At 71.7% G+C, this 23,552-nt stretch carries 19 protein-coding genes; 10 read left to right on the top strand and 9 right to left on the bottom strand.

All coding sequences use genetic code 11. The features are described from left to right. Positions 1-128: 128 nt before the first annotated feature. From IEY91_RS28780 to IEY91_RS28760, 5 genes are read right to left on the bottom strand one after another with little or no spacing between them, the layout of a single operon-like run. On the bottom strand, positions 129-1,439 hold the full coding sequence (locus IEY91_RS28780; RefSeq protein ID WP_189176216.1) for a DUF58 domain-containing protein: 1,311 nt from the start codon (positions 1,437-1,439) through the stop codon (positions 129-131). After that, positions 1,439-2,419: an AAA family ATPase gene (locus tag IEY91_RS28775; protein WP_373288040.1), complete on the bottom strand. Its 981-nt coding sequence runs from the start codon at positions 2,417-2,419 to the stop codon at positions 1,439-1,441. The genes IEY91_RS28780 and IEY91_RS28775 overlap by 1 nt, the downstream gene beginning before the upstream one ends. Beyond that, on the bottom strand, positions 2,419-3,849 hold the full coding sequence (locus tag IEY91_RS28770; RefSeq protein WP_189176214.1) for a DUF4350 domain-containing protein: 1,431 nt from the start codon (positions 3,847-3,849) through the stop codon (positions 2,419-2,421). The genes IEY91_RS28775 and IEY91_RS28770 overlap by 1 nt, the downstream gene beginning before the upstream one ends. After that, positions 3,846-4,604, bottom strand: a complete 759-nt coding sequence (locus tag IEY91_RS28765) for a DUF4129 domain-containing protein (RefSeq protein WP_164324359.1) — start codon at positions 4,602-4,604, stop codon at positions 3,846-3,848. Before IEY91_RS28765 ends, IEY91_RS28770 begins: the two co-directional genes overlap by 4 nt. A 4-nt stretch (positions 4,605-4,608) precedes the next feature. Beyond that, the gene (locus tag IEY91_RS28760; protein ID WP_189176213.1) at positions 4,609-5,940 is read right to left on the bottom strand and encodes a glycerophosphoryl diester phosphodiesterase membrane domain-containing protein; all 1,332 of its coding nucleotides are present in this window, start codon (positions 5,938-5,940) and stop codon (positions 4,609-4,611) included. A gap of 161 nt (positions 5,941-6,101) precedes the next feature. On the opposite strand from IEY91_RS28760, the gene mtnA reads away from it, so the two are divergent. The 7 genes from mtnA (at position 6,102) to IEY91_RS28725 (ending at position 15,349) form a co-directional block, all read left to right on the top strand. Continuing rightward, the gene (gene mtnA / locus IEY91_RS28755) at positions 6,102-7,277 is read left to right on the top strand and encodes an S-methyl-5-thioribose-1-phosphate isomerase (RefSeq protein WP_189176212.1); all 1,176 of its coding nucleotides are present in this window, start codon (positions 6,102-6,104) and stop codon (positions 7,275-7,277) included. Between the two features lie 4 nt (positions 7,278-7,281). After that, a complete protein-coding gene (mtrA, locus tag IEY91_RS28750) occupies positions 7,282-7,971 on the top strand; it encodes a two-component system response regulator MtrA (RefSeq protein ID WP_189176211.1) in 690 nt (229 codons plus the stop codon). A gap of 1 nt (position 7,972) precedes the next feature. Continuing rightward, the gene (mtrB, locus tag IEY91_RS28745; RefSeq protein WP_189176210.1) at positions 7,973-10,405 is read left to right on the top strand and encodes an MtrAB system histidine kinase MtrB; all 2,433 of its coding nucleotides are present in this window, start codon (positions 7,973-7,975) and stop codon (positions 10,403-10,405) included. Beyond that, positions 10,395-12,263 (top strand): LpqB family beta-propeller domain-containing protein, encoded by a 1,869-nt coding sequence (locus tag IEY91_RS28740; RefSeq protein ID WP_164324363.1) that lies wholly within the window; start codon positions 10,395-10,397, stop codon positions 12,261-12,263. The genes mtrB and IEY91_RS28740 overlap by 11 nt, the downstream gene beginning before the upstream one ends. 241 nt (positions 12,264-12,504) lie before the next feature. Beyond that, complete coding sequence (locus IEY91_RS28735) at positions 12,505-13,401, top strand: ComF family protein (protein ID WP_189176209.1); 897 nt, start codon at positions 12,505-12,507, stop codon at positions 13,399-13,401. Between the two features lie 314 nt (positions 13,402-13,715). Then, a complete protein-coding gene (gene hpf, locus IEY91_RS28730) occupies positions 13,716-14,408 on the top strand; it encodes a ribosome hibernation-promoting factor, HPF/YfiA family (protein ID WP_373288034.1) in 693 nt (230 codons plus the stop codon). Between the two features lie 197 nt (positions 14,409-14,605). Then, positions 14,606-15,349: a response regulator gene (locus IEY91_RS28725; protein ID WP_016645733.1), complete on the top strand. Its 744-nt coding sequence runs from the start codon at positions 14,606-14,608 to the stop codon at positions 15,347-15,349. Positions 15,350-15,365: 16 nt separating this feature from the next. Here IEY91_RS28725 and IEY91_RS28720 read toward each other — a convergent pair whose 3' ends face one another. Both IEY91_RS28720 and IEY91_RS28715 read right to left on the bottom strand, forming a co-directional pair. Beyond that, positions 15,366-16,559, bottom strand: a complete 1,194-nt coding sequence (locus IEY91_RS28720; RefSeq protein ID WP_189176208.1) for a winged helix-turn-helix domain-containing protein — start codon at positions 16,557-16,559, stop codon at positions 15,366-15,368. 373 nt (positions 16,560-16,932) lie between these two features. Continuing rightward, on the bottom strand, positions 16,933-17,511 hold the full coding sequence (locus IEY91_RS28715) for a GNAT family N-acetyltransferase (protein ID WP_189176207.1): 579 nt from the start codon (positions 17,509-17,511) through the stop codon (positions 16,933-16,935). Between the two features lie 288 nt (positions 17,512-17,799). Here IEY91_RS28715 and secA point away from each other — a divergent pair, with 288 nt between their 5' ends. After that, positions 17,800-20,652, top strand: coding sequence for a preprotein translocase subunit SecA (gene secA / locus IEY91_RS28710; RefSeq protein ID WP_189176206.1), 2,853 nt, complete (start codon positions 17,800-17,802; stop codon positions 20,650-20,652). A 98-nt stretch (positions 20,653-20,750) separates the two neighbouring features. Here secA and IEY91_RS42010 read toward each other — a convergent pair whose 3' ends face one another. Next, on the bottom strand, positions 20,751-21,302 hold the full coding sequence (locus IEY91_RS42010; protein WP_229697279.1) for an Rv3235 family protein: 552 nt from the start codon (positions 21,300-21,302) through the stop codon (positions 20,751-20,753). Positions 21,303-21,621: 319 nt separating this feature from the next. On the opposite strand from IEY91_RS42010, the gene IEY91_RS28700 reads away from it, so the two are divergent. After that, positions 21,622-22,137: a DUF6912 family protein gene (locus IEY91_RS28700; protein ID WP_164324373.1), complete on the top strand. Its 516-nt coding sequence runs from the start codon at positions 21,622-21,624 to the stop codon at positions 22,135-22,137. A 116-nt stretch (positions 22,138-22,253) separates the two neighbouring features. After that, complete coding sequence (locus IEY91_RS28695) at positions 22,254-22,922, top strand: HAD family hydrolase (RefSeq protein ID WP_164324375.1); 669 nt, start codon at positions 22,254-22,256, stop codon at positions 22,920-22,922. A gap of 43 nt (positions 22,923-22,965) precedes the next feature. On the opposite strand, the gene IEY91_RS28690 is transcribed toward IEY91_RS28695, so the two are convergent. Next, positions 22,966-23,532 carry a DJ-1/PfpI family protein gene (locus IEY91_RS28690; protein WP_164324377.1) on the bottom strand — a complete coding sequence of 189 codons (567 nt, stop codon included), beginning with the start codon at positions 23,530-23,532 and terminating at the stop codon, positions 22,966-22,968. Positions 23,533-23,552: the final 20 nt, after the last annotated feature.

Raw genomic sequence — 23,552 nt, 5'->3', positions numbered from 1 at the left:
GACCCTGTGGGAGAGTAGGACGCCGCCGAACTTAACTTGATAAAGCCGTATCCCCCGAGTTCCGACTCGGGGGATACGGCTTTTTTGCGTTCCCCTGTTCTCCGTTCCCCGTTCTCCATTTTCTGTTTCTAGAGGCGGCCGGCTGCTTTCAGCGACAGGTATGCGTCTGCCAGCGCGGGGGCCAAGTTGTCGGGGGTGGCGTCGACGACCGTGACGCCATGGCGGGTGAGCTGTTCCGCTGTGCGCTGGCGTTCCGCCTGAGCCTGGGCCGCGGCTGCGGCGTCGTACACAGCCTCCGTCGTTCCCCGTGCCTTCGCCATCTGTGTGATGTACGGGTCGGCGACCGAGGCGACCAGGACTGTGTGGCGTTGTGTGAGGCGGGAGAGAACCGGGAGCAGGCCCTCTTCGATGGGGGCCGCTTCGAGGCTGGTGAGGAGCACGATCAGCGAGCTGCGGGGGGCGGCGCGCAGAGCTGTGGCGGTGAGGCCGCGGGCGTCTGTCTCGACGAGTTCCGGTTCCAGGGTGGCCAGCGCGTTCACGAGTGAGGGGAGGACGTCGCCCGCGGCTTTGCCCTGGACGAGGGCGCGTACTCGGCGGTCGTACGCCAAGAGATCCACGCGATCACCCGCGCGGGAGGCCAGGGCGGTCAGGAGCAGGGCGGCGTCCATGGAGGCGTCGAGGCGAGGGGCGTCGCCGACTCGGCCCGCGGAGGTGCGGCCGGTGTCGAGGACCAGGAGGATGTGGCGGTCGCGCTCGGGGCGCCAGGTGCGGACGGCCACGGAGGACTGGCGGGCGGTGGCGCGCCAGTCGATGGACCGGGTGTCGTCGCCGGGAACGTACTCGCGAAGGCTGTCGAACTCCGTGCCCTGGCCGCGGATCAGCACGCTGGTGCGGCCGTCGAGTTCGCGCAGGCGGGCCAGCTTGGAGGGCAGGTGCTTACGGCTGGCGAAGGGCGGCAGGACGCGGAGCGTCCACGGGACCTTGTGGCTGCCCTGACGGGTGAAGAGGCCCAGCGGGCCCCTTGAGCGGATCGTGACGCGGTCGGCCTGGTGGTCGCCGCGGCGGGTGGGGCGCAGGCGGGTGGTGAAGCGGCGGCGTTCGCCGGTCGGGACGTCCCATCGCTGCCTGGACGCGGTGACTTCGGTGCCGGGCTGCCAGCTGCTGGGGGGCCAGGCGTCGCGGAGTTCGGCGCGCAGGGGGCGGTTGGTGGGGTTCGTGAGGGTGAGGTGGACGTCTGCGGGCTCGCCGAGGCGTACGGAGGTGTCGCCGGAGCGGGTCAGGACGAGGCGGCGTACGGGGGCGGCCAGGGCGAAGTCGCAGGCGCAGGCCAGGGCCAGGGGGGCGTTGACCGCGAGGATGCCTGTCCAGCCGGGTTCCAGGATGCCCACCGGGAGGGAGCCCAGGGCGGCCAGGAGGGCGGTGCGGCCGGTGACGGGCATCAGCGGGGCACCGGGACGTGGGCGAGGATCGCGTTGATGACGGAGTCGGCCGTCACGCCCTCCATCTCGGCCTCCGGGCGCAGTTGGACGCGGTGGCGGAGGGCGGGCAGGGCCAGGGCCTTCACGTCGTCGGGGATGACGTAGTCGCGGCCCGTCAGCCAGGCCCAGGCGCGGGCCGTGGAGAGCAGAGCCGTGGCGCCGCGCGGGGAGACGCCCAGCGTCAGGGACGGCGATTCGCGGGTGGCGCGGCAGATGTCGACTACGTAGGCGGTGATTTCGGGCGAGACGGTGGTCTTGGCGACGGCCGCTCGGGCCGCTTCGAGGTCGGCGGGGCCTGCCACGGGGCGTACGCCGGCGGCGCGCAGGTCGCGCGGATTGAAGCCTTCCGCGTGGCGCTTCAAGACGTTGATCTCATCCTCGCGGGAGGGGAGAGGGACCGTCAGTTTGAGGAGGAAACGGTCCAGTTGGGCCTCGGGGAGGGGGTACGTGCCCTCGTACTCGACCGGGTTCTGGGTGGCGGCGACGAGGAACGGCTTGGGGAGCGGGCGCGGCGTGCCGTCGACCGTGACCTGGCGTTCCTCCATCGCTTCGAGCAGGGACGACTGGGTCTTGGGCGGGGTGCGGTTGATCTCGTCGGCGAGGAGCAGATTGGTGAAGACCGGGCCCGGCTGGAAGGAGAACTCCGTGGAGCGGGCGTCGTACACGAGGGAGCCCGTGACGTCGCTGGGCATCAGGTCGGGGGTGAACTGGACGCGCTTGGTGTCGAGTTCGAGGGACGCGGCGAGGGCGCGTACGAGGAGGGTCTTCGCGACGCCCGGGACGCCTTCGAGCAGGACGTGGCCGCGGCACAGCAGGGCCACGACGAGGCCGGTGACGGCGGGGTCCTGGCCGACCACGGCCTTGGAGATCTCCGTGCGCAGGGACTCCAGGGAGGAGCGGGCGCCGTCGGAGCTCGCGGCGTTGTCAGTGGTCGGGTCCATCATGAAGTACGTACCTCACTTTCGAGGGCGTCGAGTTGGTCGGCGAGGGCGATGAGCCCTGCGTCGTCGCCGGGCGGCGGGCCGAAGAGAAGGGGGTGCGGGTCCTGGCCGGGCGTGTGGAGACGGCTGGTCAGGGCGGGCAGGAGCGCCTCGGGCGTATGGGCCCGGGCGGCGGGGACGCCGACGAGGGGGGCGAGTCGGGTGCGGGTGGCCGAGCGGAGGGCCGCGGCGGCGCGGTCGCGGGCGTCGGCCTTGCGGTAGAGGCGGGCGCGGCCTTCGGCGGTCTCGGAGGCGCGGATCGCGACGGGGAGGTTCTCGGGGACCAGGGGGCCGAGGCGGCGTGCGCGCCACAGGGCCGCGAGGACGGCGGCGACGGTGAGCTGCAGCGTGCCCCAGAGCCAGCCGGACGGGATGAGGTCGAAGAAGCTGTCGTCGGCGGTGTCGTCGACCGCGTCGTCGGAGAGCGAGGGGAGGTACCAGACCAAGTGCGGGCGCGAACCGAGCAGTTGCAGGGCGAGCGAGGCGTTGCCGTGCTCGTCGAGGCGGTCGTTGTGGAGGATGTCGGGGGCGCCGAGGATGACGGTGTTGCCCCGCGCGGGGGTCTGGCCCGGCTTCTCCGGAGCGTCCTCTTGGGAGTCTTCCGTGTTGTCGCCCGTCTCCGGAGAGGCGTCCTTCGCGGTCGTCGCCGGGAGGTGCAGGAGGCTCGGCAGGCCGTCGTCGAGGTAGCAGGCCTCGGCGCCGGGGACGAGGGTGTCGTAGCGGATGCCGCCCACGTCCGCGGAGCCGGCGCGGCGGGCCGCGGGCAGGGAGCAGTCCGGCGAGAGCGTCGAGTCGAAGCTGGTCGCGGCGTCCGCGGTGACCCCGGGAGCGAGCCTCGACACCGACGGGGTGCCCGGGGCGACCAGGACGGTGCGGCCGCCGGAGCCCTCGGTGGCGTCGTGGAGCCGGGACTGCTGGCGGTCCGTGAGGAGGTCAGGGTTGGCCACCAGGAGGGTGGTGTCGGGGCCCGCGGCGGACCGTGCCTCTTCGGTGGTGGTGACGACGCGCGTGGACACGCCCCGGTCGGCGAGGAGCTCGGAGACGGCACGGCTGCCGTAGGGGTCGGCGGAGCGCGGGTCGAGGCGGCCGTGCTGGGCGCCGGAGCGGACGGCCGCGATGGCGACGGCGGCCGCCAGGAGGATGACGACGGCGAGGACGATGCCGCGGGAGCGGGTCCAGAGCTGGCGGGGCGTGGGAGCGGTCGAGGTCGACGGGGCGCCGGGGGGCGGGGTGTTGGCGGGCTGCGTGGGGGTGCCGGTCGGCGGCTCGGCGGAAGTGCCGGTCGTGCCGGTCGTGCCGGTCGGCGGGGTGGCCTGGGCGCCGGTCGGTGTCGTGCTGGACGTGGGCTGTGCGGGTGTCGCCGTGTCGCGCGTGCCGGGGGAATCCGTCATCGGATGGCTCCCCAGGAGGCGCTGTCCGACGCGGCGTGGGACGCGGTGGCCAGGAGTGGCTTGGTGCGCTCCAGGTCGCGGTCCAGGTCGGCGAGTTGGCGGTACGCCGACTCCGTGGCCGTGCGGCCTCCGTACGTCACGTCGTCGAACTCCCGGGCGGCGGTGTGCAGCCGGTCCGCGTGGGCGGGCAGGGGGCGGGCGGCCTCGGCGGCGGCCTCGTCCGCGGTGCGGCCGGGGCGCGGATCGAGGAGTGCGCGCTCCTCCAGGGAGCGCACGACGGCCCGCATGCGCTCCTGGAGGGCCTGGTTCCAGTGGCCCTGGGCGGCGTGTGCCTCGGCGGCCGAGCGGTGCTCCGCGGCGCTGCGCGGGCGGTCGTCGAAGAGCGCGGCGGTGGTGGCGGGGGCGCGGCGCGGGGTGCCGAGGCGCCACCACAGGGCCGCGGCGACCGCCAGCACCGCGAGGACGATGACCACGAGGCCGACCGTGCCGCCCGGAGCCGCGCCCGAAGCCGCGCTGAACAGGTCGTCCACCCAGCCCCAGAAGCGGTTCAGGGCGCGCTGGAAGAGGCTCGGGTCGTTCTCGTGGTACATCGGCTTGGACAGCTCGCGCTCGGCCGCCTCCCGCGCGGGATCGCGCGGGACCGTCACCGGAGGCTCGTCCCCGGTGACGGGCAGCGTCAGCGCCGCGCCGAAGCCGGTGCGTGGCAGTCGTGAGATCGCGCCGAGCGTGTCGAGAGCCGCCCCTGCCGGCGTCACCGCATCAACTCCCCGGTGTGCCGGGGGTGTCGGAGTCGCCGTGGCCCGGCACACCGGCGGCGCGGGCGAGTTCGAGGTCGAGCGCCTCGCGGCGGATCCGCTGGTCGATGTACAGGAGCACGGTGACCCCGGCGGTGATCGGGAACGTCAGCATGGAGCCGATCACCTGGCCGACGCCGCTCACGATCAGGAACGTCCAGCCGACCTCACCCGCACCGGCGTCGAGCACGTTGGAGATGCTGTCGCCGCTCAGCGCGCCCGCGATGATCGTGAACGGGATGACGATGATCGACGCCACGACGTTCGCGATGACCGCGGCCAGGAGCTGGATGCCGAAGACGCGCCACCAGGAGCGCCGGACCAGCTTCACGGACCGGCTCATCGACTTCTTCACGCCCTGCTTCTCCAGCATCAGCGCCGGAGAGGAGAGCGACAGGCGGACCATCAGCCAGATGGCGACGACACCGCCGGCGATGCCGCCGATCACGGCGAGGGCGACCCCGCCGTCCGTGGCACCGGCAGCGGCGATCAGCACGCCGGGCAGGGTGCCCGCGGCGACCACGCCCAGGGCGATCAGCGGAAGCAGCAGCGTCAGGCCGATCAGCTTCCCGAGCCGCGGCTTGGAGTCGTGCCAGGCCTCCGCCGTGGTCACCGGCTTGCCCAGCACGGCGCGGCTGGTGACCATCGTGAGCAGGGCCGTCGCCACGATCGTGCCGAGCAGGGTGATGACGAGTACGGCGCCCGAGCTGAGCAGCGTGTCCCAGAGCGCGCGCGTGACCTCTCCGACGGACGCGCTCGGGTCGTCGAGGGCCTCGGTGTCGGCCGCGTCGTTGAGGACCAGGCCCTGGAGCAGGATGACCAGGACCTCGGTGACGACGGCGACGGTCAGCGAGATGCCGAGGACCGTGCGCCAGTGCGTACGCATGGTGGAGACCGCGCCGTCCAGGATCTCGCCGACGGCGAGCGGACGCAGCGGGATGACGCCGGGCTTGGCGGCGGCCGGCGGGCCCTGCCAGGCGCCCCAGCCGCGGTAGGGACCGCCGGGTCCGCCCGGGCCGGCGCCCCAGCCGGGACCACCGTGTCCGCCGGGACCGCCCTGGCCACCTGCGCCACCGCCACCCCAGCCCTGGCCGGGAGGCACGGGCGGTGGCGGGTTCTGGCCGGGTGCGGGCGGGCTGGGCGCGGACCACTGGGCGGGCGGCGGCTGCTCCTTGGACCACTTCGAACCCGGGCCGTCACTCGGCTGGTCCTCGGGCTCGTCGGACCCCTTCTTGCCGGGGTCGTGTCCGTCGGAGGGGGCAGATCCGGGCGAGGCCCAGCCCGGAGTGTCGTTCATCGTCGCTCCTTCACAGTGCCCGTCCGCGGTCGCGGCGGCAGGTTGGCAGCCATCGTGCCACGGGGTGGTTGCCCGAGGACCAGGCGCGGTGGCGCGGAGACCGTGTGCCGTATGGGCTGCGCACCTTCTATTGTCCGTCGGGTAGCGGGCAGACTGGGCGGATGGCTGATCAGTACGCGCAATCCGGCGAGGCCGTACGGCCGCCCGACGTCGCGGCGGTTTCCGCGCATCCCTCGATTCCCGCGATCCGCTGGGACGATCCCCCGGAGGGGCCCGTCCTCGTCCTCCTCGACCAGACCCGGCTGCCGGGTGAGGAGTCGGAGCTGGTGTGCACCGACCCGCCCGGCCTGGTCCAGGCGATCAGGACGCTCGCTGTGCGCGGGGCCCCGCTGCTCGGCATCGCCGGTGCGTACGGCGTCGCGCTCGCCGCGGCCCGTGGCTTCGACGTGGACGAGGCCGCCGACGCGCTCGCGGGAGCGCGGCCCACCGCGGTCAACCTGGCGTACGGGGCGCGCAGGGCACAGGCGGCGCACCGCAAGGCCGTGGCAGGCGGCGCGGACCGGCGACAGGCGGCCGCGTCGGTGCTCGCCGTGGCGCGGGCGCTGCACAAGGAAGATGCCGAGGCCAGCGCGCGGATGGCGGTGCACGGCCTGGCGCTGCTCGACGAACTGATGCCCGGCGGCGGGCACCGGGTCCTCACGCACTGCAACACGGGGGCGCTGGTCTCCGGCGGCGAGGGCACGGCGTTCGCGGTGGCGCTGGCCGCGCACCGCAAGGGGCGGCTGCGCAGGCTGTGGGTCGACGAGACGCGGCCGCTGCTCCAGGGCGCGCGGCTGACGGCGTACGAGGCGGCGCGCTCCGGGATGCCGTACACACTGCTGACCGACAACGCCGCGGGTTCGCTGTTCGCGGCCGGTGAGGTGGACGCCGTGCTGATCGGCGCCGACCGGATCGCGGCCGACGGTTCGGTGGCCAACAAGGTGGGGAGCTATCCGCTCGCGGTCCTCGCCCGCTATCACCATGTGCCGTTCATCGTGGTGGCGCCGGTGACGACCGTGGATCCCGACACCCCGGACGGAGCCGCCATCGAGGTCGAACAGCGGGCCAGTCATGAGGTGACGGAGGTCACAGTGCCCTTCGTGTCGGCGGCGGGAGCCGAGGTGGGAGGCGGTATTCCCGTGGCGCCGCTGGGGACACAGGCGTACAACCCGGCCTTCGACGTCACTCCGCCCGAGTTGGTGACAGCCGTCGTCACAGAGGAAGGTGTCGTCTCACCCGTGACAACGGAGGGCCTCGCCGAGCTGTGTGCCAGGTCACGCCAGGTAACGATTAGCTAATGGGATGATGTCAGGCATGAAGGGACGAGTCCTTGTCGTCGACGACGACACCGCACTGGCCGAGATGCTCGGGATTGTGCTGCGTGGTGAAGGTTTTGAGCCGTCGTTCGTGGCAGATGGCGACAAGGCGCTGGCCGCTTTCCGGGAGGCCAAGCCCGATCTGGTGCTTCTCGACCTGATGCTGCCCGGACGGGACGGCATCGAGGTGTGCCGCCTGATCAGGGCGGAGTCCGGGGTGCCCATCGTCATGCTCACGGCCAAGAGCGACACCGTGGATGTGGTGGTCGGCCTGGAGTCGGGGGCTGACGACTACATCGTCAAGCCGTTCAAGCCCAAGGAGCTGGTGGCCCGCATCCGTGCGCGCCTTCGCAGGTCCGAGGAGCCCGCGCCGGAGCAGCTGGCCATCGGTGACCTGGTCATCGACGTGGCCGGGCACTCCGTGAAGCGGGACGGGCAGTCGATCGCGCTGACGCCGCTGGAGTTCGACCTGCTGGTCGCGCTCGCGCGCAAGCCGTGGCAGGTGTTCACGCGTGAGGTGCTCCTGGAGCAGGTCTGGGGCTACCGGCACGCGGCCGACACCCGCCTGGTGAATGTGCATGTGCAGCGGCTGCGCTCCAAGGTCGAGCGGGACCCCGAGCGGCCGGAGATCGTGGTGACCGTCCGTGGCGTCGGTTACAAGGCCGGACCGAGCTGACATGTCGCGGGACAGTTCCTCTCCGGCGCCCGGCGAACCGGGAGCGCGGCCGGGGCGGACTGTGCGGCCGCCGCGGCGCGGGCCCCGCTTCGGGGCGCTCGTCGACAGCGGTCTGATGCTGCAGGGCGGCGTGCAGGGCAGCAGCCCCCTGCTGCGGCTCTTCACGCGCTGGGTGCGCCGTCCGCTGCTGCCGATGATGCGGCTGTGGCGGCGCAACATCCAGCTCAAGGTCGTCGTCACCACGCTCCTGATGTCGCTGGGCGTGGTGCTGCTGCTCGGCTTCGTCGTCATGAGCTCGGTCAGTAACGGCCTGCTCAAGGCCAAGGTCAACGCGGCGCAGAGCCAGGCCGACGGTGGCTTCCGGGCCGCCCAGGAGCAGGCCAACAGCGCCCACCGGCCCGCCGCCCAGGGCGGCGACGCCGCGGACGGTCCTACCGCGCAGAACGCCGCCGTATGGCTGTCCGAGCTGGCCGAGCAGCTCGCCAGCGGCGGCCAGAACGCCTTCTACGTAGTCACGCTGAGCTCCAACGCCAGCGACAGCGGCAGTGTGCGCGGACCGCGCGCCTCCGGAGGCGTCGACCCGAACCAGAGCGTGCCGGTGGACCTGCGCGAGCGGGTCGACGGCGGTTCGCTGGCGTACCAGAGCAACACGCGCATCGACTTCATCGACCACCGCGAGTCGCAGCCGGGCCTGGTGATCGGCAAGCAGCTGAGCGACCTCAACGGCGACTCGTACCAGCTCTACTACCTCTTCCCGCTGACGCAGGAGGAGGAGTCGATGAACCTCGTGCGCGGCACGCTCGCCACCGCCGGCCTCTTCGTGGTGGTGCTCCTCGGGGCCATCGCCTGGCTGGTGGTACGCCAGGTCGTCACGCCCGTGCGGATGGCGGCCGGGATCGCCGAGCGGCTGTCGGCGGGGCGCCTTCAGGAACGTATGAAGGTCACCGGAGAGGACGACATCGCGCGCCTCGGTGAGGCCTTCAACAAGATGGCGTCCAACCTCCAGCTCAAGATCCAGCAGCTGGAGGAGCTGTCGCGGATGCAGCGGCGGTTCGTCTCCGACGTGTCGCACGAGCTGCGTACGCCGCTGACGACCGTGCGGATGGCGGCCGACGTCATCCATGAGGCGCGCGTCGACTTCGATCCGGTGACGGCCCGCTCCGCGGAGCTGCTCGCCGACCAGCTCGACCGCTTCGAGTCGCTGCTCGCCGATCTGCTTGAGATCAGCCGCTTCGACGCGGGCGCGGCGGCGCTGGAGGCCGAGCCGATAGACCTGCGCGAGGTCGTACGCCGCGTGGTCGGCGGTGCCGAGCCGCTGGCGGAGCGCAAGGGCACGCACATACGTGTCGTGGGCGACCAGCAGCCCGTGGTCGCCGAGGCGGACGCGCGGCGCGTCGAGCGGGTGCTCAGGAACCTCGTGGTCAACGCCGTGGAGCACGGCGACGGCAAGGACGTGGTGGTGCGGCTCGCGGTCGCGGGCGGCGCCGTCGCCGTCGCGGTGCGGGACTACGGAGTCGGGCTCAAGCCCGGCGAGGCCACGCGCGTGTTCAGCCGCTTCTGGCGCGCCGACCCGGCACGCGCGCGTACCACCGGCGGAACGGGCCTCGGGCTCTCCATCGCCCTGGAGGACGCGCGGCTGCACGGCGGGTGGCTCCAGGCCTGGGGCGAGCCGGGTGGCGGCTCGCAGTTCCGGCTCACGCTGCCGCGTACGGCCGACGAGCCGCTGCGGGGTTCGCCGATACCGCTCGAACCCGACGACTCGCGACGCCACCGCGGCCTGAACGACGCGGGGCTGCCGCTCGGCGGCGGCACGAAGCGGGCCACGGTGCCGCATCAGGCGTCCCCGGACCGGGTGCCCCCGCCTGTGCCCGCGAAGGCGCCCATCGCGCCTCGGCTGGCCCACGCGGCGGCCCTGGACGTGGATCCCACGGCCCTGCCGGGCAGTGGGGCGCGGGTGGTGCCTCGGCAGGCTTGGGAGGAGTTCCCGGCGGAGACGGTGCCTGGGTCCGGCGTGGAAGCGGAAGCGGACGGTGCGGCGGAGGTCGGGCCGGGCGTGGAGCTTGGGGCCGACAGAGGGCTTGGCGCGGGCGGAGAGGCCCGCGGGGCCCGTGACGTTCGGGAAGCTCCTGAGGGGCGTGTGGACGGCCGTCTCGGGGGTGATGGGGCCGAGGACTCGGTCGCGTCGGACGTGAACGTGGGTTCGGAGGCTCGGGTGGACGCGGAAGCCCGCATGGACGCGGAAACGCGGGCGGGCGTGGATACCCGGGCTGGCAGTGAAGCCCCGGCTGCCGCGGCGGTCCACGCGGACACGGACGGGGAAGCCCTCGCGGGTGCAGATGCCACGGCGGGTGGAGATGCCCCTGTGGGGCGGGACGCCTCGGTTGGGCGGGATGCCGTAACGGGCAGGGAAGAGGAGGCCTCGCGTGGGCGCTGAGGGTCTAGGGCGGGGGCGTACGCGTCCGCTGCGCGCCGGGCTTGTGCTGGCCGCGTGCGGTGCGCTGCTCGCCGGGTGTGCCTCCATGCCCGACGAGGGCAACATGAAGAAGGTCGACGCCTCGCAGCGGCCCGATTCGCAGTCCCAGGTGCGCGTGTACGCGATGCCGCCGCCCGAGGACGCGGGCGCGGTGGACATCGTCCAGGGCTTCCTCGAGGCGCTGACCAGCGACGATCCGGACTTCGCGATCGCCCGCAAGTACCTCACGAAGGAAGCGTCCGAGAACTGGCACCCGGAGCGCTCCACCACGGTGCTCGCGGACGGCCCGAACACCGTCGCGGACAACGTGGGCAACAACAATGAGGGCGAGCGTACGTACGCGCTGACCGGGCGCAGGCTCGCGACGGTGAACGAGCAGCGCGCGTACAAGCCCGACGCGAGGACGTACCGCCAGGCCGTCCACCTCACCCAGCAGAGCGGGCCGAACGGCAGGGTGTGGCGCATCGACGTCCCGCCGGCGGGCGTCGTGCTCGGCGAGTCCGACTTCGAGCGGAACTACCAAGCCGTCAACAAGTACTACTTCGCGGCGCCTCCGAAGGGCCTCGGTACGGTCCGCCAGGTCGGCAGGCAGCAGGGTCTCGTCGCGGACCCCATCTACGTACGCCAGCGCATCGATCCGCTGACGGAGACGGTGAAGGCGCTGCTCGACGGGCCCACCAACTGGCTCGACCCGGTGGTACGGACGGCGGTTCCCAGGGGCGCGGGGCTCGCCCCCGACACCAAGTCGCTCACTCCGGACGACAAGAACAAGCTCGTCGTGCCGCTGAACGCGCGCGCGGACACGCTGGGCCATGACCTGTGCACGCAGATGGCCGCCCAACTGCTCTTCACGCTGCAGGACCTGACGGCCTCCGGAGTCGAGCAGGTGGAGCTGCAGCGCAGGAACGGCTCGCAGCTGTGCGTGCTCAGCAAGGACCGCGCCGAGACCGTCGCGCCGCACAGCACGGCGGACCTCCCCGCGTACCAGTACTTCATCGACAAGGAGAAGAAGCGCCTGGTCCGGATGCCCGGAAACACGGGCAGCAATGCCGCGCCGGAGCCGGTGACCGGGCCGTTCGGCGAGGGCGAGCAGCCGCTGCGCTCGGCGGCCGTGTCGCGCGACGAGGAGCGCGGGGCCGGGGTGTCGCTCGACGGGCGCAGGCTCTACACCGCGTCGCTGGTGAACAAGGGCACGCTCGGCGGCCCTGAGCTGCGGTCCCGCTCGAAGTCCGAGACCGACGGGTTCTCGACGCCCAGTTGGGACGTGCGGGGCGACCTGTGGGTGGCCGACCGCGATCCGAAGCGGCCGCGGCTGCTGTGGCTCTCGGAAGGCACCGGCGAGCCGGTGCAGGTGAACGTTCCCGGTCTGGACGGGCACATCGAGGCGGTGCGGGTCGCGGCCGACGGGGTGCGGGTCGCGCTGCTCGTGGAGAAGGGCGGCAAGACGTCGCTGCGGATCGGCCGGATCGACTGGGCGGACGGCAAGGGCGGGCAGCCCGACATCTCCATCGTCGAACTGCTCGAGGCGGCCCCGCAGATGGAGGAGGTCACCGCCATGTCCTGGGCGGGCGTCAGCCGCCTCGTGGTGGTGGGGCGCGAGTCCGGCGGTGTGCAGCAGATGCGGTACGTCCAGAGCGACGGGTCCGCGCGGACGGGGGCGACGCTGCCCGGTCTCACCGGCGTGAAGGAGATCGCCGCGTCCGAGGACGAGCGGCAGCCGCTGGTGGCCCACTCGGACGACGGCATCGTCCGGCTGCCGTCCGGCGCGCAGTGGCAGACGGTGGTCAAGGACGGGGCCAAGCCGGTCTATCCCGGGTGAGGCGGCGACGTGGCCGGGGGCCGCGGTGAGCAGCCCGTTGCCGGTCCATCCCGGGTGAGGCCCGGGTGCGGGGCAGCGCCGCGCCATCTGGGCGCGGCCGCCCACGCCTGCCCGCGGCGCCGCTTGCGTGCTTGCCCCCTCAACAGTGCTTCTCCGCAGGTCAATTGAGGTTTTCGGGGTTATCCACAGGCGGTTGTCCACAGGGGTGGCCGCTGGGCGTCCGCGTTGGCACAGTGGAGACATGCGGGGGTGGTGGCAGGACCTCACGGATCTGGTGCTGCCGGCTGACTGCGCGGGCTGCGGGACGCCGCGCGTGGCGCTGTGCGCCGGGTGCCGGGCCGCTCTGTGCGGGGCGGCACCGCGCAGGGTGCGGCCGGTTCCGGAGCCGCGGGGGCTGCCGGTCGTGCACGCGGCGGCTCCGTACGGGGACGCGGTGCGGGCGGTGCTGCTCGCGCACAAGGAGCGGGGTGCGCTGCCGCTGGCAGGGGTGCTCGGCGAGGCCTTGGCGGGGGCGGTGCGGGCCGCGCTGCGGGAAGGCCGGGAAAGGGCGCCGGGTCAAGGCCCGGCCGGGCCCGTGCTGTTGGTGCCCGTGCCGTCCGCGCGGCGGGCCGTGCGGTCGCGGGGGCACGACCCGGTGCGGCGGATCGCGCTGGCGGCGGCCGGGGAGCTGCGGCGTGCCGGGGTGCCGGTGAGTGTGCTGTGCGCGTTGCGGCAGGGGCGTGCGGTCGCGGACCAGGCGGGGCTCAACTCCCGTCAGCGGCAGGCGAATCTGGCGGGCGCGCTGGAGGTGGTGGCCGGTGCGGGACGGCTGTTGCGGGGTGCGGGGCGGGTCGTCGTCGTGGACGACCTCATGACGACGGGGGCGTCGCTGACGGAGGCGTCCAGAGCGGTGGGAGGCGTATGTGGCGTGCATCGGGTAGGTGACCGGCAGGGAGGTGGGACGGACGACTGGGACGGGCAGGAGGCACAGATGGCGGCGGCGCGCCAGATGGGGAATCGGCCAAGCTGCGGCGGCGGGCGCGGCGGCGCGGAAGTCGCCGTGAACAGGCGCGCGGCCAGCGCATTGGCCCGCGTAAACATCATCCACGCCGCAGTTGTCGCCGCTACTCCGGCCTCTTTCGAAATAAACCGGAACTGACCGAGAACTTTCATCGTTGCAGGTAGTGAGAGGGCTTATCCACCCGAATGGAGGTACGTGTCAGTAGAGGGTGACGACATCCGTCCGGGCGAGATATGTTCGGTTGTGAGGAACGGCGGACAGCGCCCCTCGCATATCGGATTGCCGGCCCATGGGTTTTCTGAATCACCCGAGGCCGGTGGGGTGGAGATCTTGTCCACGGGGGAGGAGGAGGTGGAAGTCACCGAGTCCGAGGCTCCGGGAGTTTCCGGGGCCTGGTGCAAGAGGGAGAAGCTCCGCCGAAGCAGCGGAGCAATCCGGGAACGGAGTTCTGCGTGGACATCGTCGTCAAGGGCCGCAAGACCGAGGTGCCCGAGCGGTTCCGCAAGCACGTGGCCGAGAAGCTGAAGCTGGAGAAGATCCAGAAGCTCGACGGCAAGGTGATCAGCCTCGACGTCGAGGTGTCCAAGGAAACCAACCCGCGTCAGGCCGACCGTTCCGACCGCGTGGAGATCACCGTCCGTGGGCGTGGACCCGTGATCCGTGCGGAAGCCTCGGCATCGGATCAGTACGCGGCGCTCGACCTGGCCACCGCCAAGCTCGAGGCACGACTGCGCAAGCAGCACGAGAAGCGGCACAACCGGCGCGGCAACGGCAGGCTCACCGCCGCCGAAGTGGCCGCCCACGTCCCAGAGGCGGCGCATCTCAACGGGGACGGCAGCCTGAGCCGTGACGAGGAGCCGGAAGGCGTGCCCACCACCAGGATCGGCTCCCTGGAGATCCAGGGTGAAGGCCCCCTCGTGGTCCGCGAGAAGACGCACGTCGCGGCACCCATGTCCCTCGACCAGGCGCTGTACGAGATGGAACTGGTCGGACACGACTTCTATCTGTACGTCGACTCCGAGACCAAGGAACCCAGCGTCGTCTACCGACGGCACGCCTACGACTACGGCGTCATCCGCCTCAACACCGACCCTATGGTCACCCAACCGGATTCGGCGGGCGGGGGCAGCGCCCTCGGCGGCTGACGCACCCTCGCGGAGCGCATTGGACGGTGCCCCTGGAGCGCGTGTGCGCCCCCAGGGGCACCCCCGTGCGACCACTGCGGGCACGACTTGGGGGCCGGGCATGGAATCATGGGCGCGACGGCCCAACCCGCTTGACTCTGCCCAGGGTTGGTGCAGCCAAGGCAAGAGACGGGCCCTGGCCTTCAGGGGGAGGAACGATGGCGGACAGCTTCGGACCGATGCGGAGCGAAGATGCCGGTGACGGCATCGGCATCGGCACGGACGCGGGCGCCCCGCGCAAGGAACCCATCAGGGTCCTCGTCGTGGACGACCACGCGCTCTTCCGCCGCGGCCTGGAGATCGTCCTCGCCGCCGAGGAGGACATCCAGGTGGTGGGGGAGGCCGGCGACGGCGCCGAGGCGGTGGACAAGGCCGCTGACCTGCTGCCGGACATCGTGCTCATGGACGTACGGATGCCGAAACGCGGCGGCATCGAGGCCTGCACCTCCATCAAGGAGGTGGCCCCCAGCGCGAAGATCATCATGCTGACGATCAGCGACGAGGAAGCGGACCTCTACGACGCGATCAAGGCCGGGGCGACCGGCTACCTCCTCAAGGAGATCTCCACGGACGAGGTGGCCACCGCCATCCGTGCCGTGGCCGACGGGCAGTCGCAGATCAGTCCGTCGATGGCCTCGAAGCTGCTCACCGAGTTCAAGTCGATGATCCAGCGGACGGACGAGCGGCGGCTGGTGCCGGCGCCCCGGCTGACCGACCGGGAGCTGGAAGTCCTCAAGCTCGTCGCCACGGGGATGAACAACCGGGACATCGCCAAGGAACTGTTCATCTCCGAGAACACCGTGAAGAACCACGTGCGCAACATCCTGGAGAAGCTGCAGCTGCACTCCAGGATGGAGGCGGTGGTGTACGCGATGCGGGAGAAGATTCTCGAGATCCGGTGACGCGTCCCGGGTGGTGTCAGTTCAGGGCGCGGATCAGGTCTGCGGTCAGTTCCGGGCGGTCCACTCGTTCTACGCGAACGGAGTCGCAGTCCACCCACTGGGCTGCTTCGAGCAGTGCCTGGGCCACGGCCGGGACCGCCTTGGGGCCGTCCAGGGACACCTGCTTGGCCACCAGGGTGCGGCCCTCGCGGGCCGGGTCCACGCGGCCGACCAGGTTGCCGCCGGCGAGCACCGGCATCGCGAAATAGCCGTACACCCGCTTCGGCTTGGGGACGTACGCCTCCAGGCGGTGGGTGAAGCCGAAGATCCGCTCCGTGCGCGCACGCTCCCAGATCAGGGAGTCGAACGGCGACAGGAGCGTCGTGCGGTGGCGGCCGCGCGGGGGTGTGGCCAGGGCCTCCGGGTCCGCCCAGGTGGGCTTGTCCCAGCCCTCGACGGTCACCGGGACCAGGCCCGAGTCCACGACCGCCGCGTCGAACTGCTCGCCCTTGAGGCGGTGGTAGTCGGCGATGTCCGCGCGCGTGCCGACACCCAGGGACTGGCCGGCCAGGCGGATCAGGCGGCGTACGCACTCCGCGTCGTCCAGGTCGTCGTGCAGCAGGGTGTCGGGGATCGCTCGCTCCGCGAGGTCGTACACCCGCTTCCAGGAACGGCGCTGGGTGCACACCACCTCGCCGTACATCAGCGCGCGCTCCACCGCGATCTTGGAGTCTGACCAGTCCCACCACTCGCCCTTGTTCTTCGCGCCGCCCAACTCGGTGGCCGTCAGGGGGCCTTCGGCTCGGAGCTGCTTGATCACCTGGTCGTACGCGCCGTCCGGGAGGTCGTGGCCCCAGTGGGGGCGGGCGCGGTACGCGCGGCGGCGGAAGGCGAAGTGGGGCCACTCCTCGATGGGGAGGATGCAGGCTGCATGGGACCAGTATTCGAAGGCGTGCGGGGGCGCCGGGGGCGCGCCTTCGGGGGTCGTCGTCCAGTACGCCGACTCGACCTTTTTGCGGCCTACCGCGCCCAGGCGGGCGTAGGGGATCAGTTCGTGGGAGCGGGCCAGGACGGAGATGGTGTCCAGCTGGACGGCGCCCAGGTGGCGGAGCACGCCTCGGACTCCGGACCTGCGGTCCGGGGCGCCCAGGAAGCCCTGGGCCCGTAGGGCGATGCGGCGGGCCTCGGGGGCGGAGAGGGTTGTCTCGGGGCGCGGCATGCTCTTCGTCATGGTCGGAACGATAGGGGGAGGGTCTGACAGTGGGGGTGGGTGTGGGGGTGGGCCTGAGGGTGGGGTGGGCGCGGGGTTCGGGTTTGGGCGCGGGTGGGTGGGGCCTCGCGGTGCGCCCCAGGCCCGCCCCTTTCCCGAAACCAGGGGCGCTGCGCCCCCTGGACCCCAGCTGCCGGGTGGGTGGGACAGGCTCCCGCCGGGGCGGGTGTCCTGTGCGGGTGGGACGGGCCTCCGTCGAATCGCCGCTCCGCGGCTCGTCCTCAAACGCCGGACGGGCTATTTCCTGCGGCTCGTCGTCAAGTGTCGGACGGGCTGGGTGGGGGTGGGTGTTGTGCGTCGGAGGGGCTGGAATGGGCGGCTTGGAACGTCTGGGTCAGGGGCGTTCGGGGGCCGGTAGGTAGGGCTGGTGGGAGGGGAGGGCTATGTCTGTGGGGAGTAGGGCTCCTACCCAACAGTCGCGGAGGGTGCCCTTGTTGAGCAGGGCTGCTCTGAGGGTGCCTTCCATGGTGAAGCCGGATTTTTCCGCCACCGCGCGGGAGCCTCTGTTGCCGACTTCCGCGCGCCATTCCAGGCGGGTGCAGCCGAGGCGTTCGAAGGCCCAGTGGGCCAGGGCCTGGACGGCCTCCGTCATGTAGCCCTGGCCGCGGTGTTCGCCGGCGGTCCAGAAGCCGATCTCCCAGGCGCTCGCGCGCGGGTGGTGCAGGCTCGTCGCGGCGAGCAACGGGCCGCCCCCGCGCGGGCGCACCGCCCAGGTGTACTCGGTGTCGTAGCGCCAGCCGTCCGGGACCATGCGGCTGATGAAACCCTCGGCGTCCGCGCGCGAGTAGGGCGAGGGGATCGTGGTCCAGCGCTGGATCTCGGGATCCTGGCAGGCCGCGTACACCTCGTCGGTGTCGTCGGGCGTGAAGGTGCGCAGCAGCAGGCGCTCGGTGGTCAGGGTGACGGGCTCCATCGGCTGATTCTGCTTGGGGCGGACGAAATGACGCCAGCGGTTTGTCCGGGGGAGGGCGGGGGAGGGCACCTCAAGCAGCGGGTGGCGCCTTGTGGGGCGGGGGGTCGGAGGGGGTGTGCGGGGGTCGGGAGGCCAGGAATACCGGGGTGGAAGCGGCACCTTCGCGGGTGCCTGTCCGTTGACGTACTGGCACACCTCCCGGGGCGGCCGGGTCCTCGCATACGATGGCCGTTGCCCGACGAGTAAAACCGACCGTGCCAGGCCCGACCGGCAAGGAGACCAACCCCCGTGTCCGTCCTCTCGAAGATCATGCGTGCAGGCGAAGGCAAGATCCTGCGCAAGCTGCACCGCATCGCGGACCAGGTCAACTCCATCGAAGAGGACTTCACCGTCCTCTCCGACGCCGAGCTGCGCGCGCTGACCGCCGAGTACAAGGAGCGCTACGCCGACGGCGAAACGCTCGACGACCTCCTGCCGGAGGCATTCGCGACCGTGCGCGAGGCCGCCAAGCGCGTCCTCGGCCAGCGTCATTACGACGTGCAGATGATGGGCGGCGCCGCCCTGCACCTCGGCTATGTCGCGGAGATGAAGACCGGTGAGGGCAAGACGCTCGTCGGCACCCTGCCCGCGTATCTGAACGCACTCTCGGGCAAGGGCGTGCACCTGATCACGGTCAACGACTACCTGGCCGAGCGCGACTCCGAAATGATGGGCCGCGTCCACAAGTTCCTCGGCCTGGACGTCGGCTGCATCCTCGCCAACATGCCGCCCGCCCAGCGCCGCGAGATGTACGCCTGCGACATCACGTACGGCACGAACAACGAGTTCGGCTTCGACTACCTCCGCGACAACATGGCGTGGTCCCAGGAGGAGCTGGTCCAGCGCGGCCACAACTTCGCGATCGTGGACGAGGTCGACTCGATCCTCGTCGACGAGGCGCGTACGCCGCTGATCATCTCCGGCCCCGCCGACCAGGCCACCAAGTGGTACGGCGACTTCGCCAAGCTGGTCACCCGCCTCACCAAGGGCAAGCCCGGCGAGCCCCTCAAGGGCATCGAGGAGACCGGGGACTACGAGGTCGACGAGAAGAAGCGCACCGTCGGCATCCACGAGTCCGGCGTCGCCAAGGTCGAGGACTGGCTGGGCATCGACAACCTCTACGAGTCGGTGAACACCCCCCTCGTCGGCTACTTGAACAACGCCATCAAGGCCAAGGAACTGTTCAAGAACGACAAGGACTACGTCGTCATGGACGGCGAAGTCATGATCGTCGACGAGCACACCGGCCGTATCCTCGCCGGCCGCCGCTACAACGAGGGCATGCACCAGGCGATCGAGGCGAAGGAAGGGGTGGACATCAAGGACGAGAACCAGACCCTGGCGACCATCACCCTCCAGAACTTCTTCCGCCTCTACAAGCGCCACGACCACGAGGGCAAGGAAACCCCCGGCCTCTGCGGCATGACCGGTACGGCCATGACCGAGGCCGCCGAGTTCCACCAGATCTACAAGCTGGGCGTCGTCCCGATCCCGACGAACCGGCCGATGATCCGCGCCGACCAGTCGGACCTGATCTACCGCACCGAGGTCGCCAAGTTCGCCGCCGTCGTCGACGACATCGCGGAGAAGCACGAGAAGGGCCAGCCGATCCTGGTCGGCACCACCTCCGTCGAGAAGTCCGAGTACCTCTCGCAGCAGCTCTCCAAGCGCGGCGTCCAGCACGAGGTCCTGAACGCCAAGCAGCACGACCGTGAGGCGCCGATCATCGCCCAGGCCGGCCGCAAGGGCGCCGTCACCGTCGCCACGAACATGGCCGGACGAGGCACCGACATCAAGCTCGGCGGCAACCCCGACGACCTCGCCGAGGCCGAGCTGCGCCAGCGCGGCCTCGACCCGGTCGAGCACGTCGAGGAGTGGGCGGCCGCGCTGCCCGCCGCCCTGGAGAAGGCCGAGCAGGCCGTGCGCGCCGAGTTCGAAGAGGTCGTCGACCTCGGCGGTCTCTACGTCCTCGGTACGGAGCGGCACGAGTCGCGCCGCATCGACAACCAGCTGCGCGGCCGCTCCGGCCGTCAGGGCGACCCCGGCGAGTCCCGCTTCTACCTGTCGCTCGGCGACGACCTGATGCGCCTGTTCAAGGCCCAGATGGTCGAGCGCGTGATGGCCATGGCCAACGTCCCGGACGACGTGCCGATCGAGAACAAGATGGTCACCCGCGCCATCGCCTCCGCGCAGTCCCAGGTCGAGCAGCAGAACTTCGAGACGCGCAAGAACGTCCTCAAGTACGACGAGGTCCTCAACCGCCAGCGCGAGGTCATCTACGGAGAGCGTCGTCGTGTCCTGGAGGGCGAGGACCTGCACGAGCAGATCGTGCACTTCATGGACGACACCATCGACGCGTACGTCTCCGCGGAGACCGCCGAGGGCTTCGCCGAGGAGTGGGACCTGGACCGGCTGTGGGGCGCCTTCAAGCAGCTCTACCCGGTGAAGGTCACCGTCGAGGAGCTCGAGGACGAGGTGGGCGACCGCGCGGGCCTCACCGCCGAGTTCGTCGCCGAGGCCATCAAGGACGACGTCCACCAGCAGTACGAGGAGCGCGAGGCGCAGCTCGGCTCCGAGATCATGCGTGAGCTGGAGCGCCGGGTCGTCCTGTCGGTCCTCGACCGCAAGTGGCGCGAGCACCTCTACGAGATGGACTACCTCCAGGAGGGCATCGGCCTCCGTGCCATGGCGCAGAAGGACCCGTTGGTCGAGTACCAGCGCGAGGGCTTCGACATGTTCAACGCCATGATGGACGGCATCAAGGAGGAGTCCGTCGGCTATCTGTTCAACCTGGAGGTCCAGGTCGAGCAGCAGGTCGAGGAGGTCCCCGTGTCGGACTCCGCGCCTTCGCTGTCCAAGGACGGCGTGCAGGACGCGGTGCCGGCCGGTGCGAGCCGCCCGGAGATCCGCGCCAAGGGCCTCGACGCCCCGCAGCGCCCCGACCGCCTGCACTTCCAGGCGCCGAACGCCGAGGGCGGTGTCGACGAGGGCGACTTCACGACCTCCGACCAGCCGTCCGGCGAGACGACGGCGTCCGGCGACGGCATGACCCGCGCGGAGCGGCGCAAGGCCCAGAAGGGCGGGCGGCGCCGCAAGAAGTAGCGCCGCGCGCAGGATGTGAGTGAGGGCCGGGCACCGGGTGGTGTCCGGCCCTTCGCGTTGTCCGCGGGACGGCCGGGGCGATGCTGCCGGGCGGACGGTCAGGCCACCTCCACCGCCGTGCAGCGCCAGCGCTCGTCGTCGCCCTGGTGCAGGCGGAACGCCAGCGCCCGCAGGGCCGGACCCGCGCCGACGCGGGCGAAGACCTCGAAGACCCCGGGACGTACCTCGTAGTGGCCGACGCGTAGTACGGCGGGGCGGTGGCCGCCCACGGAGCGCAGCGGCAGCAGTTCGGCGAGGCGGACCAGGTCGTCGTACGCGGTGTGGGCGATGTGACGGGCGACGGCGTGCACGGGGCGCTGGCCGCTGAGCACCAGGAGCAGCAGCTCGGTGAAGAGCTCGGCCGGGTGCGGGGGCGGCTGGGCCGGGATCCGCCGGGGCCGTGAGCCGCTGGGGCGGCGCGGGTCCTGGCGGCCGGGTGGGCGGCCCGCGGGCGGGCGTGGTCCGGTGGGACGGTGGCCGGCAGGACGGTGGCCGGCGGGACGGGGTCCGGCGGGGTGGGGTCCGGCAGGGTGGGTGTCGCCCGCGCGGGTGCCCGCCGGGCGGCGGGGGCGGGTCATGATCTTGCGGAGGCTGGTCGGGGGGCGGTGCATGGGGATCTCCGTTCCGGGCCGCGGGATACCGATGGGTAACTTCCTGCTGGGGATCTTGTACGGCCGCGGGGGCGGGCGCCGCAACGGTTTCGGAGGGGTGCCGGGGGCCGTCGGGCGGTTCACTCATCACGGTGATCGGGGGTGCTCCGGGGCCCGTGCCCGTGCGGGACGGGAGGGTGACGGGGCGTACCGGAGTGGACGGGGCCGTCGTGGCGGGCGGCACCTCGAAGGGGGACGCGCGCACGTATCCTGAAGGCCCGTCCCGGGAGTCCTGGAGGCCACTCCCGGGAGCCTTGGCGAACTACGAAAGCGGCCAGTCATGCGCGTGTACGTACCCCTGACACTGCCCCGTCTCGCGCAGGCGCACGAGGCCGGTGAGCTGGGTCCCGGGCCGATGACCGCGTACGCCGTGACGCCCGCGCTGCGCGAGTGGTACGTCTCCGACGACCTCGAGGAGCTGGAGTACGCGGCCCTGAACCGGGCGGCGCTCGCCTCGCTGCGGATGCTCGCCGGTGAGCCGGGGACCGCGCGGCGGCGGGTCGTCCTCGCCGCCGACGTTCCCGACGGGACCGCCGTCGCCGATCCCGACCGGGGGCTCGACCGGGGGGCGCTCGGCGAGGTGCGGGTCACCGTCGCGCTGCCGTTGGCCAAGGCGGCCGCGGTGCACGTCGACTCCGACGACGCGGAGGCGGACGTCACCGCGGCGGCGGACGCGCTGGGGGCGGCGGACCAGGGGGACGACGACGCCCAGTTCGTCGTGGACGGGGCCGAGGACCACGAGCTGCTCTGGTACGCCACGCAGGAGATCCCGAACCTGGTCGGGCCGGGAGCCTAGGCGGGGCCCACGCCCACGCTTACGCTTACGCCCATGCTCACGCCCACGCCCTGGTCAGGGCCCGGGCGGATGCCGCTGCCGGACGGATTGTCGGTGGGGCCGGGTACCGTCGTTGCATGGGGAAGCAGCAGCGCGGGGCGCACATCGTATGGGACTGGAACGGGACACTTCTGCACGACATCGACGCGGTGATCGGGGCCACGAACGCGTCGTTCCTGGAGATCGGGCTGGAGCCGATCACGCTGGAGCGGTATCGGGAGCTGTACTGCGTGCCGGTGCCGTTGTTCTACAAGCGGCTGATGGGGCGGCTGCCCACCGAGGACGAGTGGCTCGTGATGGACGCCGTCTTCCACAAGCACTATGGGACGCGGGTGGACGCGTGCGGGCTTGTCGAGGGGGCGGCGGAGCTGCTCGCGCTGCGGCAGGCCGAGGGGCGTACGCAGTCGTTGTTGTCGCTCGCGCCGCACGAGCATCTGGTGCCGTTGGTGCGGCGGCACGGGATCGCTGAGCGGTTCGTGCGGATCGACGGGCGTACGGATGCGTCCCATGCCGGGAAGGCCGAGCGGATGGTCCGGCATCTCGGAGAGTTGGCCGGGGTTGCGGCCGAGCAGGTCGTTGTCATCGGGGACGCCGTCGACGACGCCCGGGCTGCCGCCCATGTGGGGGCCCGGGCCGTGTTGTACACCGGTGGGTCGCACAGCCGGGCCAGCCTGGAAGTCGCCGGGGTGCCCGTGGTGGACAGCCTCGACGAGGCCGTGGAGACCGCGGAGCGGTTGGTGGCGTGAGCGCGGGCCTTCCGGCCCGCACCGCGTACCGGAAAGCCTCAGCTCACGTAACCGGAGCCTTCGACCGCAGCACGGTCAAGAATTCGCGCATCCACCCGGAGTGATCCGGCCAGGCCCTGGACGAGACCAGCGTGCCGTCGACCACCGCCTCCGCGTCCTGGAAGGTGGCGCCCGCCGTCTGCATGTCGATCTCCAGGGCCGGATAGGCCGTCACGCGGCGGCCCGCGAGGCTGCCGATGGCCGCGGTGAGCAGGGGGCCGTGGCAGATCTGGGCGACGGGCTTGTCGGCGTCGAAGAAGGACTTGAGGATCTTGCGCAGCTCGGGGTCGCCCCGGAGGTACTCGGGAGCGCGCCCGCCCGGGATGACCAGGGCCACGTACTGCCCCGGATCGACCTCGGAGAAGGCCAGGTCGGCGGGCCAGGTGTAGCCCGGTTTCTCGGTGTACGTGTCGAAGCCCGGCTCGAAGTCGTGCACCACGAACTGGAGCTTCTTGCGGGCGGGGGCCGCGATGTGGACGTCGTAACCCTCCTCGCGCAGGCGCTGGTAGGGGTAGAGGACCTCCAGCGACTCCGCCGCGTCACCGGTGACGATCAGGATCTTGGCTGCCATGGCTGTTCGCTCCCCGAGTC

The sequence above is a fragment of the Streptomyces lasiicapitis genome, assembly GCF_014646335.1.
GTDB classification, from domain to species: Bacteria; Actinomycetota; Actinomycetes; order Streptomycetales; family Streptomycetaceae; genus Streptomyces; species Streptomyces lasiicapitis.
The sequence above is the reverse complement of the archived record's forward strand: the minus strand, read 5'-3'. Positions and strand labels throughout refer to the sequence as shown.